This window comes from Brevibacterium sp. XM4083 (assembly GCF_006489205.2).
In the GTDB taxonomy this organism is placed as follows: domain Bacteria; phylum Actinomycetota; class Actinomycetes; order Actinomycetales; family Brevibacteriaceae; genus Brevibacterium.
This window is the reverse complement of record NZ_VFYR02000002.1, coordinates 305159-318183: the sequence shown is the minus strand read 5'-3', so window position 1 is coordinate 318183 and position 13025 is coordinate 305159. Positions and strand designations below refer to the sequence as shown.

Sequence of the window (13025 nt, the reverse complement as noted above, 5' to 3'; positions counted from 1 at the left end):
AGGGGGCCGGTCATCGACCGGCCCCCTGCGGCATTCACGCCTCGGCCACCTCGGCGATGAGCCATTGCCCGGCATGCCGACCGAGTGTGACGACGACGTCCTTCGCGTCGAACGCCTCCTGGTCGCCCCCGCTCTCCGCTGTCGTCGTCATCGTCGCGGTGACGACGATCTCCGCAGGCGACTGCGACTCGACGGCGACATCGGTCACGGTGATCGTGTACGTCCCTCCGGAATATGCGGCGAGGTCAATGAGTTCATCGGCGGCCGCCGCCGTCGACCCGGGCACCGTGAGCCCGGCCAGACCCTCCTCGTCTCCGGCTTCGAGCACGCGTGCGCGTTCGGCGCAGAGTTCGCCGAGGCGCTCGGCGACGGCCGTGTCGCTGAGCCCGCCCGCATCCGTGTCCGCACTCTCCGCCGCACCGTCGTCGGCGGCGACCGGCGAGGGAGACGCCTCATCACCGGTCGACCACGCGCGGACCATGAGCAGACCGCCGAGGAGAACGACGACCATCGCCGCCCCGAGCGCGGCACGCTTGGCCCACGGCGAGGTCACGACAGCGCAGAGACGGGCAACCGCCGAGGCGGTGGCGCGTTCCCGAGCCCGCCCGGTGCCGCGACTGCCGGAGCGGCGATCGCCTGTACCGCGATCGCCTGTACCGCGATCGCCCGGACGGCGTCGGACCACCGGCGCGTCACCGCGGTCCGGGGTCGCTTCGCCTCGGCGTCCGAAGCGTGAGCGGCCGCTCGAGCGGAGAGCGGCCACCGTCGACAGCCCCCGCCGCGACGACCCGGAGCCGGCCCCCTCGGCCCCCACCGAATCGGGCAGGTCGCGGTCCTCGACCGCCGGGGACGTGGTCACGCGCAGACGGGCCGTCAGGGCCAGCGCCGGATCGAGATCACGGGAGGCCGGGACGAGCGGAAGCACAGCCGGAGTGCCGAGGCGACTGAGCCGCGGGGTCACCTCGGCGATGACGGCCGGCAGCGACGCCCCCGCTGCCGGACTCGACTCGTCGAGGAGATCGGTGACCAGGGCCTGCACGTCGGCGCTGCACGACTCGAGCGCGACCCCGACGGGCAGCAGACTGTCGGTCCACGGCACCCCGTGGAGGGCGTGATAGAGCAGCTCCCCCACCGCGCGCCTCACCGGAGTCTCCAAGGCGCGGCGCATGCCGGGGATGACCCGCGGGCGGCCAGCGGCGTCGAGACCGAAGCACGCGAGGCTGAGCCGCTCGGTCGCAGCGTCGACCTCGGCGAGTTCGGCGAACATGCCGCGCAGCAGGGTGTGGGCTTCGCCCTCCGTGAGACCGTGGAAGGCGCGGACGACGTCGATGACGAGGCCGCCGGGCAGGACCGGGACGAGGAGCAGTCTCGCCTCCCCGGTCGGGAGGATGACCTCGGCCGTTTCGAGCACTCCGGCATCGTCGGCCGGATCGGTGGCAGACGGGTCAGCCGTGCCAGGCTTGCGGGTCTGCTCTCCGGCGACGACGCCCCAGCGGGTCTCCCCCGTGTCGTCGCCGACGCGATGGATGTCGTCGGCGATCGTCGCTTCGAAGTGCCATGTCATAGTTCGTCATCCCCGTCAATGACAGTCATTGGTGTTCGATATCATTTGATGATGTATGATGCGCTGTGATAAGTCAATGGCGAGGCTGTGGAGAACGTGTCGAGGGTCATGCGGAGATGAATTGAACACCCCGGTCAACGGGCATAGTCTGGACGCATGCCACTGGCCACAGAGATTCTGGGTTTCGCGCCGGTCTTCTCGGACTATCGCACCACGTGGGACCTGCAGAAGAAGTATCACGAAGACGTGCTCGCCGGGAACAGGGAGTCGACGATCCTGCTCCTCGAACACCCCCCGGTCTACACTGCCGGCAAACGCACGGAGGACCACGAACGACCGACCGATGGCACCGAGGTCATCGACGTCGACCGCGGCGGCAAGATCACCTGGCACGGCCCGGGTCAGCTCGTCGCCTACTTCATCTACCGGCTCAACGATCCCAAAGAGGTCCGCCTCTTCGTCGCCCAGCTCGAGGATTCGATGATCCGCCTGCTCAGCGAGTACGGCATCGACGCCACGACGATCGAGGGCCGCGCGGGAGTGTGGATCCTCGGCGACGACACCCGGCGTGACCGCAAGATCGGGGCGATCGGCATCCGCATCCACGACGGCGTGACGATGCACGGTCTCGCTCTCAACTGCAGCAACGACCTCGGTGCCTACGAATCGATCATCGCCTGCGGCATCACCGATGCCGACACGACCACCATCAGTGCCGAACTCGGCCGGACTGTGACCCCCGAAGAGGTCGCTCCCCGGCTCGACGAGATCCTGCACGAGACCATCACCGCTTAGGAGAACCGACGTGACGATCGCACCCGAAGGCCGCCGCATGCTCCGTGTCGAGGCACGGAACTCGGAGACGCCGATCGAGGAGAAGCCAGCCTGGATCAAGGCGAAGGCCCACATCGGCCCGGAGTACACCTCCCTGAAGTCCCTCGTGCGCAAACAGGACCTCCACACCGTGTGCGAGGAGGCCGGCTGCCCGAACATCTTCGAATGCTGGGAGGATCGCGAAGCGACCTTCCTCATCGGCGGCGAGCAGTGCACCCGCCGCTGCGACTTCTGTCAGATCGACACCGGCCGTCCCGCCGATTTCGACGCCGATGAGCCGCGCCGCGTCGCCGCCTCGGTGGGCGAGATGGGCCTGCGCTACTCGACGATCACCGGTGTGGCCCGCGACGACCTGCCCGACGGCGGTGCGTGGCTCTACGCGGAGACGGTCCGCCAGATCCACGACCTCGACTACGTCGACGGCCGCGGCACCGGGGTCGAGCTCCTCATCCCCGACTTCAACGCGAAGCCCGACCAGCTCGCCGAGGTGTTCTCCTCCCGGCCGGAGGTGCTCGCCCACAATGTCGAGACGGTGCCGCGCATCTTCAAGCGCATCCGTCCGGCTTTCCGCTACGAGCGCTCCCTGTCGGTGATCACCCAGGCCCGCGAGGCCGGACTCATCACGAAGTCGAACCTCATCCTCGGCATGGGCGAGACAAACGACGAGATCATCTCCGCGCTTCAGGACCTCCACGACGCCGGGTGCGACCTCATCACGATCACCCAGTACCTGCGCCCGTCGCCGCGCCACCATCCCGTCACCCGCTGGGTCAAGCCCGCCGACTTCGTCATGCTCCGCGACGCCGCCGAGGAGATCGGCTTCCTCGGAGTCATGTCCGGTCCGCTCGTGCGCTCGTCGTACCGCGCCGGTCGCCTCTGGGCCACAGCGATGCGCCACCGAGGCGAGGAGATCCCCGCCCACCTCGCGCATCTCGACAAGCACACCCCGGCCAAGCAGGAGGCGCAGGCCGTTGTGGATATGTTCGGCGCAGGCGAAGAGGTAGACTTGTCTGCTGAGCAATGAGTGGTTCCGCGGGCCTGTCCTCGGGACCCGTCGGCCCGTCAAGAGCAAGTGAGAGAATGAGCGAAGAACCGCGCAAGGGACTGTTCCGTCGCAAGCCGAAGGATCCGAACAAGAAGCCGGGCCGTCTGGCGCAGATGCGGCAGGTCTACGACCTCGCCGCGAAGCACAACAAGGCGACCCCGTGGCTGCTGGCCGCCGCTGTCGTGGGCTTCACGCTCCTCGGCCTGCTCGCCGGACTCGTCTTCGGCGGGGCCGTGTTCACGACGATCCTGGGACTCATGGTCGGTCTGCTGCTCGGCATGTTCATGCTCGGCCGCTTCGCCGAGACCGCCGCGTTCGCGCAGATGGAGGGCCAGCCAGGCGCCTTCGGCGCGGTCCTCAACACCGCACGGCGCGGCTACCTCATGGACGAGAAGCCCATTGCCATCGACCCGAAGAGCCGTGACCTCGTCTTCCGTTCGACGGGCCGCTCGGGAGTCGTGCTGCTCAGTGAGGGACCGAAGGCCCGCAGCGCGAAGCTGCTCGCCAAGGAGAAGAAGCGCCACGAGCGCATCCTCCCCAACGTCCCCGTCCACACCCTCCAGGGCGGCAGCGAGGACGGCCAGCTGCAGATGAAGCAGGTCGTCTCGACCGTCCACAAGCTGCCCCGCAAGCTCAACCGCGCCGAGGTGCTCGCCGTGCGCAACCGCCTCTCCGCGCTCGGCACCCAGGGCACCCGTCCGCCGATCCCCAAGGGCATCGACCCGAACAAGGCGCGCCCCAACCACAAGGCGATGCGCGGACGCTGATCGCCGCTCCGCCTCGCCAACGCATACGGCCCCGTCACCGAGACCATGGTGACGGGGCCGCTGTCGTCGGCGCCGGCTGCCGGCTCAGCGGCGGAGGATCGCCGTCTTCGCCGCGAGGTCGTGGAGACCGCGGTGGTCGCGGTCGAAGATGAGCGCGGGAATGACGAGGACGACGAGCAGTGAGCGGATGAGGGCGGGCACGAATCCCGGGACGCGGCCGTCGAGGCGGCGCACCTCGATCCCGAAGATGCGGTGGCCGACGGTATAGCCGAGCGTCGAGACGAGGAGGATGTTCTCCAGCAGGAAGATGCCCGGGGCGAGGAACGGGTTGGTCGAGGCGAAGAGTCCGGCGATCGCCAGACACATGAACCAGTCGACCATGAGGGCGAGCAGGCGCTTCCACGCGGGGGCCACCGCATGGCTGCCGGTCTCCGGCAGGCCGAGTCGGCGTCCGGGCCAGTCACCCTCGTCTCGGCTGATCTGTGGTCCCTGCAGCCAGGACCCGAGGTCGTCGCGATTGATCACTCCTCCAGGGTACCGAAGTCGTCCCTGAGTGAATCATCAGGAAACATCCCCGAAACATGACTGTCATCACGGCTTCACCGAGCAAGAACTAGGATGGATCTCGGTCACGAAGAACCGACCATACGTCTAACTAGGAGACCTAAGTGTTCTCGTCTGCTGAAGAACTCGTCAACTACATCGCGGAGAACGACGTGCGTTTCGTCGATGTCCGCTTCTGCGACCTGCCCGGTGTCGTCCAGCACTTCAACCTTCCCGCCGCCTCGTACGGCGTGGATGAGATCACCGAAGGTCTCCTCTTCGACGGGTCCTCGATCACAGGCTTCCAGGGCATCCACGAATCGGACATGAAGCTCCTCGCCGATGTCGCCTCGGCGTTCATCGACCCCTACCGGGAGGCGAAGACCCTCGTCGTCACGCACTCAATCGTCGACCCTTTCACCGACGAGCCCTACTCCCGCGATCCCCGCCAGGTCGCGGCGAAGGCGGAGAAGTACCTGGAGAGCACCGGCATCGCCGACACCGTCTACTACGGTGCCGAGGCCGAGTTCTACATGTTCGACTCGATCCGCTACCAGAACACCCCCGGGCACAGCTTCTACGAGGTCAACTCCATCGAAGCGGCATGGAACACCGGCGCACAGGAACCCGACGGCAACCTCGGCTACAAGACGCCCTACAAGGGCGGCTACTTCCCCGTCTCCCCGCAGGACAAGTTCGCCGACATCCGCGATGAGATGTCGATGACGCTCGAGGAGATCGGCTTCGAGATGGAGCGCGCCCACCACGAGGTCGGCACGGCCGGGCAGCAGGAGATCAACTACAAGTTCAACACCCTCCAGCACGCCGCCGACCAGCTCCTCGACTTCAAGTACGTCGTCAAGAACACCGCCGACGAGTACGGCAAGACGGTCACCTTCATGCCCAAGCCCCTCTTCGGCGACAACGGTTCGGGCATGCACTGCCACCAGTCGCTGTGGAAGAACGGCGAACCGCTGTTCTACGACGAGAACGGCTACGCCGGACTCTCCGACCTCGCCCGCTGGTACATCGGCGGCCTCATCGAACACGCCGGCGCCGTCCTCGCGTTCACGAACCCGACGATCAACTCCTACCGTCGCCTCGTGCCCGGCTACGAGGCGCCCGTCAACCTCGTCTACTCGGCCCGCAACCGCTCGGCAGCCATCCGCATCCCGGTGACCGGCTCCTCCCCGAAGGCCAAGCGCCTCGAGTTCCGCGTGCCCGACCCGTCGAGCAACCCCTACCTCGCGTTCTCCGCGCAGCTCATGGCCGGCCTCGACGGCATCCGCAACCGCATCGAACCGCCGGAGCCGATCGACAAGGACCTCTACGAGCTGCCCCCGGAGGAGGCCAAGGACATCAAGCTCGTCCCGGCCTCCCTCGACGAGGCGCTCGACGAGCTCGAGCGCGATCACGACTTCCTCACCGCCGGTGACGTCTTCACTCCTGACCTCATCGAGACGTGGATCAAGATCAAGCGCGAGAACGAGATCGACGTCGCGCGTCTGCGCCCGACTCCGACCGAGTTCGAGCTCTACTACTCGATCTGACCCGACCGGCGGACCATTTCGGCTCGCAGGGAATACAGTGGGGGCGTCACCGGTTTCTCCGGTGGCGCCCCCGCTGCGTTGCACGGCGGCACGGGCGCTCGGCATCGACACCATCTTCTGCGAGGACGAACTATGACGCACTACGATCTGCTGCTCATCGGCACGGGGTCGGGGAACATGTTCCTCGACAAGAGGTTCGCGGGGCTGAAGACCGCGATCGCCGAGGAATGGCATTTCGGGGGCACGTGCCTCAACGTCGGGTGCATTCCGACGAAGATGTTCGTCTACCCGGCCACCGTCGCCGAGGAGGCCGCACACGCCCGCCGCTACGACGTCGAGGCCAGTTTCGACGGCGTCGATTGGCCGGGTCTGCAGGAGCGCATCTTCTCCCGCGTCGACGCGATCGAAGCCGGCGGTCGGGAGTACCGATCGGGCGACCGCCAGCCGAACAACACCGTCATCCCCGAACACGTCCGCTTCATCGATGAGAAGACCGTGGTCACCGCATCGGGTGAGGAGATCACCGCGGATCGGATCGTCATCGCCGCGGGGGCCGCACCCACCCTCCCCGACACCCCCGGCCTCGATCCGGCGCGGGTCGACACTCCGGGCTACCCGATCGTCACCTCGAATTCGATCATGCGCCTGCCCGAGCAGCCGAAGCGGTTGGCGATCGTCGGCTCCGGCGTCATCGCCATGGAATTCGCCCACATCTTCACGAGCTTCGGCAGCGATGTCACGGTCATCGCCCGCGGACCCCGGCTGCTCCAGGACCTCGACGGCACCGCCTCGGCGGAATTCACGAAGATCTTCACCGTCGACCACAACGTCATCCTCGGGGCTCAGCCTGCGGCCTACCGCCTCGGCGATGGGGAGGGCGCACCGATGACGATCGAGCTCGAACCCAGCGGTCGGGTCGATGACGTCGACGTTCCCGCCGCGATCGAGGCCGACATCGTCCTCATCGCCATCGGTCGTCACCCGAACACCGCAGGCCTCGACGCCGCCGAAGTCGGCTACGATCTCACTCCCGACGGCAGGCTCGTCGTCGACGCGTTCCAGCGGGTCTATGCCGGCGGCGAGCCCGTCCCCGGTGTCTTCGCCCTCGGCGACATCAGCTCCGAGCACCAGCTCAAGCACGTGGCCAACCACGAGGCTCGGGTCGTCGGTGACAACCTCGTCATCGACGTTGCCGCCGGGGCACCCGGGGCCGCCGCGGAGGACGCTCTCGAGGCCGCCAGCCACAAGGCCGTGCCGGCTGCGGTCTTCACCTCCCCGCAGGTCGCGACCGTCGGCATGACCGAGGACGAAGCCCGGCAGGCCGGACACGACGTCACCGTCAAAGTCCAGCAGTACTCCGACGTCGCCTACGGGTGGGCGATGGCCGACGATCCCGGGATCGTCAAGATCATCGCCGACCGGGACTCCCGGCTCATCCTCGGTGCGCAGATCGTCGGGGCCGAGGCGTCGATGATCATCCAGCCGCTCATCCAGGCGATGGCCTTCGACCAGCCCGCCGACGAGGTGGCTCGGGGCCAGTACTGGATCCACCCGGCGCTGCCCGAGGTCGTCGAGAACGCTCTGCTCGGACTCGAGTTCACGCCGCGCTGACTGCGCCGAGGCGGACCGGTCGGCCGGCCTGAGGTCGCTGTGGGTCAGCGACCTCAGCGAGTCAGAACCCGTAGAAGCGCTGCTCCATGACCGTCCGGGCATGACGGGTCGCCCGGAGGTAGTCGTCCTCGAGTTCGCGCCCGCCGCCGGCAGGATAGCCGAGCAGCCGCGCCGTCGCCTCGAGCTCCGAATGCTCGTCGGGCAGCGCCGCAGCGGTGCGGCCCCGGAAGAGCATGACGGCCGAGCGGACATTCGTCGCCAGCTGCCAGGCCGCGGCGAGCTCGGCGGCGTCCTCGGCGGGGATGAGTCCCTCCTGCGTGGCGACGTCGAGGGCGTCCAGCGTCGAGGTCGTCCGCAGTCCCGGAATCGCGTGCGCGTGCTGAAGCTGGAGGAGCTGGACCGTCCACTCGACGTCGGAGAGGCTGCCCCGGCCGAGCTTGAGGTGGCGGCGTTTGTCCGCTCCCTTCGGCAGCCGCTCGTCCTCCATCCGCGCCTTGAGGGTGCGGACCTGGGTGAGCGCCTTCGCCGGCATCTCCGCCGGGTAGCGCAGCGGGTCGATGAGCGCGGTGAAGTCGTCCTTGAGCGCTGCGTCACCGGCCATCGGCCGCGCCCGAAGCAGGGCCTGGGCCTCCCACGGCTGCGACCACTTCGCATAGTAGGACTCATAGGAGGCGAACGTGCGCACGAGCGGACCGTTCTTCCCCTCCGGCCGCAGATCCGCGTCGAGCTCGATGCCGCGAGCGCCTTCGCTGGCCTTGAGCCGGGAGCTCAGCTGCAGGGCGACCTTCGTGACGTGCTTGGCGAGCTTCGCGCGGGCCTCGGCGTCGAGGTCGTCGGCGACGGCACGGTAGACGAACATCGCATCCGCATCGGAGAAGTACCCGATCTCCCGGCCGCCCCACCGGCCCATCGCGACGACGGCGAACTCGTACTCCGGCACCGCGGCGTCGTCGAGGTCGAGGCGCACGGCGCGCAGGGCGCCGTCGACGGTGAGGTCCATGAGGTCGGAGAGGTCCCCGGGCACCTCGGCGCGGTCACCGACGTCGAGGACGTCCCGCAGTGCGATCCGCAGCAGTTCGCGACTGTACGTCTCCCGGATCCGGGTGATCGCCTCGGCGCCGTGACGGTGGAGCAGCCCGTCGACCTCAGCGGCGAGCACCTGCTGATCGCGCGCGGCGAGACTCGCGTAGTCGTCGAGCCACGCGACCGCTGCCGGCTGGCGGAGGAGGAGTTCGGTGGCGTAGCCGGAGAGCGTGAGCACCTCCGCCACGGACTTCGCGGCGAGCCCGGAGTCGCGGAGCATCTTGAGGAACCAACCCGAGGACGACAGCGAATCGGTGAGTCGGCGGAAGGAGAGCAGGGCGGCATCGGGGTCGACGCCGTCGGAGAACCAGTCGAGGAGCGCCGGCAGCACCTGTTTGATGACGAGCGCGGTCCGCGACATGCCCGTGGTCAGCGACTTGATGTGGCCGAGCGCCCCCTGCGGGTCGCGGTAGCCGAACGCGCGGAGGCGGTCGGCTGCCGCCTTGAGACTCGTCCCGCGGTGATGGGCGTCGACGACCTCACCGTGGATGCCGACGGCGGCGTCGAGGATCGGCCGGTAGAAGATCTGCTCGTGGAGCCGGGTGACCTGTTTGGCGAAGTCGCGGCGGTTCTCCTCGAGCCGAGCGCCCGTGCGGGAACCGGAGGGGAAGACGGAGCGGGCGAGGGTCCGCAGCTTCGCCTCGTCGTCGGGGATGAGGGCGTTGCGCAGCATCCGCGGGATCTGCACCCGGTGTTCGACGACGCGCATGAACCGGTAGGCCGAGGAGAACACGAGGGCGTCGTCGAGTCCGATGTACCCGTGCTCCCCGAGCTCGTCGAGGGCGCGCAGGGTGTTCGGCGAGCGGATCTCGTCGTCGCTCTGCCCGTGGACGAGCTGGAGGAGCTGCGCGGAGAACTCGACGTCGCGCAGTCCCCCGCGGCCGAGCTTGATCTGCCTCGGGGCCTCGGCGGCGGGGATGAGGTCGACGACACGACGGCGCATCGCCCGGATGCCGTCGATGAACCCCTCCCGGCCGGCGGCCTCCCAGACCAGCGGTGAGAGGGTCTCGGTGAACGCCGCACCGACCGCGGGGTCACCGGCGACCGCCCGGGCCTTGAGGAGGGCCTGGAACTCCCAGTTCTTCGCGATGTCGGTGTAGTAGTGCTCGAACTCCGAGAGCGTGCGCACGAGCGCCCCGGCCTTGCCTTCGGGCCGCAGAGCGGTGTCGAGCTCCCAGAGAGCCGGTTCGGCACCGGGATCGGAGAGGATCGAGCGCATCCGCTGGGCCACCTCGGTAGCCAGCGTCCGCTGCTCCTCGGTCGCCTCGGAGTCCTGGACGAAGACGACGTCGACGTCGGAGACGTAGTTGAGCTCCCGTGCCCCGGTCTTGCCGAGCGCGATGACGGCCATGCGCACGGTCGACTCCGGGTCGAGTTCGGCCCGCGCGATCGCCTGGGCGGTCTCGATCGCCGCGGCGGCGAGATCGGAGAGGACCGCGGTGACGAGGTCGACGATCTGCTCGGGCTGATCCGAGTAGAGGTCATCGGCGACGAGCCGCAGCAGCACGTCGCGGTAGGCCCGCCGCATCCGCGCGATCCCCTCATTGCCCGTCCGGGCGGCCACCGGTGCGTCGGAGCTGGGATCGGCGCCGACGGATTCGAGCAGGGTCGCCCGCAGCGCACTCGCCGAGGCCTGCGGGGTCGAGATCATCAGGTACGGGGAGCGGTCGAGGAGCAGCGGCAGGGAATCCGGGTGCCGGACGAGGTGGTCGACCATCGCCTCCGAAGTGCCGAAGACACCGAGCAGGCGAGCGAGCATCGGCCGGTCGAGCTCGTCCTCGGCGACCGTGCCCGTGCCGGTGACCCGGGCCGCGTCGACGAAGCGCGCGATCCCGCTCGCTGCCGCCTCGGCGCCGGCGGGCGAACCCTCCCCCACCTCAGCGGTCGTCGTCTCCGGTGCCGCGGTGCCGGTGCCGGTCGCCGCATCCTTCTCGGCGTCCTTCTCGGCTTCTTCGAGGACTCGGAGGAGTCCGAGGGCGCCGGCGTGCGGATCCGGCGTGGCCTCGAGGAGGTCGACGAAGCGGGAATCCGTGGCCAGGGGCTGGCCGAGGAGGTCGTCGATGTCGCCGAGAAAGCGGTTCGCCGAGGCGGTCGTCGCTGGGGTGCGGGAGGTCAGGCGCGCCATGGGATCACATCGACGAGAAGTGCTTGCTGAGCTCGTACGGGGTCACCTGAGCGCGGTAGCCGTCCCATTCCTGTCGTTTGTTGCGGAGGAAGAAGTCGAAGACCTCCTCACCGAGGGTCTCGGCGACGAGGTCGGAGCCCTCCATGATCTCGAGCGCCTCGGCGAGGCTCGCGGGAAGGGCGCGGATGCCCATCGCCCGGCGTTCGGTGTCGGAGAGCAGCCAGACGTTGTCCTCGGCCTCCTCCGGCAGCTCGTAGTCCTCTTCGATCCCCTTGAGCCCGGCGGCGAGGAGCAGGGCGTAGGACAGGTACGGGTTGGCCGAGGAGTCGAGGCCGCGGTACTCGACGCGGGCCGAGGACGATTTGCCGGAGTTGTACTGCGGGACCCGCACGAGCGCGGACCGGTTCCGGTGTCCCCAGCAGATGTAGGAGGGGGCTTCGTGGCCGGTCCACAGGCGCTTGTAGGAGTTGACGAACTGGTTCGTCACGGCCGTGATCTCCGCCGCGTGGTGGAGCAGGCCGGCGATGAATTGGCGACCGATCTTCGAGAGCTGATAGGTCGCGCCCGGTTCGAAGAACGCGTTGTTCTCCCCCTCGAAGAGCGACACGTGGGTGTGCATGCCGTTGCCCGGGTGGTCGGCGAGCGGCTTGGGCATGAATGAGGCGTAGACGCCCTGGGCGATCGCGACCTCCTTGATGACCGAGCGGAAGGTCATGATGTTGTCGGCCATCGTCAGCGCGTCGGCGTAGCGCAGGTCGATCTCGTTCTGTCCCGGACCCGCCTCGTGGTGGGAGAACTCGACCGACAGTCCCATCGCCTCGAGCATCGTCACCGCCGAGCGCCGGAAGTCGTTCGCCGTCCCGCCGTTGACGTGGTCGAAGTACCCGGCGGTGTCGACGGGCACCGGGGCACCGAGGGTGCCGTTGCCGAGGTCGAGGTTGCCGGACCGGAAGAGGTAGAACTCCATCTCGGGATGGACGTAGAAGGTGAACCCCTTCTTCGCTGCGCTCTCGAGCGTGCGCTTGAGGACGTTGCGGGGATCGGCCTTCGCCGGTTCCCCGCCGGGCACGTGGATGTCGCAGAACATCCGGCCCGTCGGCTCCGTCTCCCCGCGCCACGGCAGCAGGGAGAACGTCGACGGATCGGGCTTGAGGACCATATCGGCCTCGTAGACCCGGGAGAGTCCCTCGACCGCCGACCCGTCGAAGCCGATGCCCTCGGAGAACGCGCCTTCGAGTTCGGCGGGGACGACGGCCACGGACTTCAGTCCGCCGAGCACGTCGGTGAACCACAGCCGGATGAACCGGACGTCACGATCCTCAACGGTGCGGAGGACGAACTCTTCCTGCTTCGACATCGATCAGCCGTTCCACTTCTCGTCGGCCTCGTTCCACTCCTCGTTGCGCTTCTTCGCCTGCTCGAGGGCGTCACGTGCCTCCGCCTCGGTGTCGTAGGGACCCATGCGGTGGGTCCAATCGCTGACGAGACCCTGCTCGACCTCGCCCGTGGCGGTGTTGAAGTACCACTTCGAGTTCGCTTCGTCGATATCGCTGAACAGTCCCATGACAGGCCTTCCGTCGTCGGTGAGATGATGCTCTGACACCGGCCAGCTTACCGGTTCGCGGGCCGCCTGACAGGGAGTTCGCCGAGGTGTCGGCCGGTGACCGTGCCCGATTCCGCGGAGTGCCGCGGCGCTCGCGAGGGGTCCACAGAGGTGCCCTCGATGTGGGACCAGTTCCGCGGATTTCCCCATTCTTTCGCATGGTGGACAACCGATTCCGCAAGATTGATGACGAAATAGGCACGTAAAGGTTTGCCTCGCGAACCTTCACAAGCTTAGAGTGAGATGTACCCTCGGTCGCTGCCCCGCAGAGCCGAATCTGTCCCGTCCCATGGGCGCCAT

The 13025-nt window shown here is 68.1% G+C and carries 10 protein-coding genes; 5 read left to right on the top strand and 5 right to left on the bottom strand.

Annotated elements, in window-relative coordinates; translation table 11 throughout:
- Positions 1 to 34: 34 nt before the first annotated feature.
- Complete coding sequence (locus tag FJ887_RS07245) at positions 35 to 1564, bottom strand: hypothetical protein (RefSeq protein ID WP_140955033.1); 1530 nt, start codon at positions 1562 to 1564, stop codon at positions 35 to 37.
- Between the two features lie 156 nt (positions 1565 to 1720).
- Between FJ887_RS07245 and lipB the strand changes: the two genes are divergently transcribed.
- Genes lipB through FJ887_RS07230 form a run of 3 tightly spaced genes read left to right on the top strand, consistent with a single transcriptional unit; the run spans position 1721 to position 4210 of the window.
- Positions 1721 to 2359 (top strand): lipoyl(octanoyl) transferase LipB, encoded by a 639-nt coding sequence (gene lipB / locus FJ887_RS07240; RefSeq protein ID WP_140955034.1) that lies wholly within the window; start codon positions 1721 to 1723, stop codon positions 2357 to 2359.
- 10 nt (positions 2360 to 2369) lie between these two features.
- Positions 2370 to 3422, top strand: coding sequence for a lipoyl synthase (lipA, locus tag FJ887_RS07235; protein WP_137826125.1), 1053 nt, complete (start codon positions 2370 to 2372; stop codon positions 3420 to 3422).
- 56 nt (positions 3423 to 3478) lie between these two features.
- Positions 3479 to 4210, top strand: a complete 732-nt coding sequence (locus tag FJ887_RS07230; RefSeq protein WP_137826124.1) for a DUF4191 domain-containing protein — start codon at positions 3479 to 3481, stop codon at positions 4208 to 4210.
- 84 nt (positions 4211 to 4294) lie between these two features.
- On the opposite strand, the gene FJ887_RS07225 is transcribed toward FJ887_RS07230, so the two are convergent.
- Positions 4295 to 4735, bottom strand: coding sequence for an RDD family protein (locus FJ887_RS07225; protein ID WP_140955035.1), 441 nt, complete (start codon positions 4733 to 4735; stop codon positions 4295 to 4297).
- A gap of 143 nt (positions 4736 to 4878) precedes the next feature.
- Between FJ887_RS07225 and glnA (FJ887_RS07220) the strand changes: the two genes are divergently transcribed.
- Positions 4879 to 6303 (top strand): type I glutamate--ammonia ligase, encoded by a 1425-nt coding sequence (gene glnA, locus FJ887_RS07220; RefSeq protein WP_137826122.1) that lies wholly within the window; start codon positions 4879 to 4881, stop codon positions 6301 to 6303.
- Between the two features lie 132 nt (positions 6304 to 6435).
- Positions 6436 to 7914, top strand: a complete 1479-nt coding sequence (locus tag FJ887_RS07215) for a mycothione reductase (RefSeq protein ID WP_140955036.1) — start codon at positions 6436 to 6438, stop codon at positions 7912 to 7914.
- Positions 7915 to 7975: 61 nt separating this feature from the next.
- On the opposite strand, the gene FJ887_RS07210 is transcribed toward FJ887_RS07215, so the two are convergent.
- From FJ887_RS07210 to FJ887_RS07200, 3 genes are read right to left on the bottom strand one after another with little or no spacing between them, the layout of a single operon-like run.
- Positions 7976 to 11122, bottom strand: coding sequence for a bifunctional [glutamine synthetase] adenylyltransferase/[glutamine synthetase]-adenylyl-L-tyrosine phosphorylase (locus FJ887_RS07210; protein WP_140955037.1), 3147 nt, complete (start codon positions 11120 to 11122; stop codon positions 7976 to 7978).
- 4 nt (positions 11123 to 11126) lie between these two features.
- Positions 11127 to 12479, bottom strand: a complete 1353-nt coding sequence (gene glnA, locus FJ887_RS07205; RefSeq protein ID WP_140955038.1) for a type I glutamate--ammonia ligase — start codon at positions 12477 to 12479, stop codon at positions 11127 to 11129.
- Positions 12480 to 12482: 3 nt separating this feature from the next.
- Positions 12483 to 12686, bottom strand: a complete 204-nt coding sequence (locus FJ887_RS07200; protein WP_137825521.1) for a hypothetical protein — start codon at positions 12684 to 12686, stop codon at positions 12483 to 12485.
- Between the last annotated feature and the right edge of the window lie 339 nt (positions 12687 to 13025).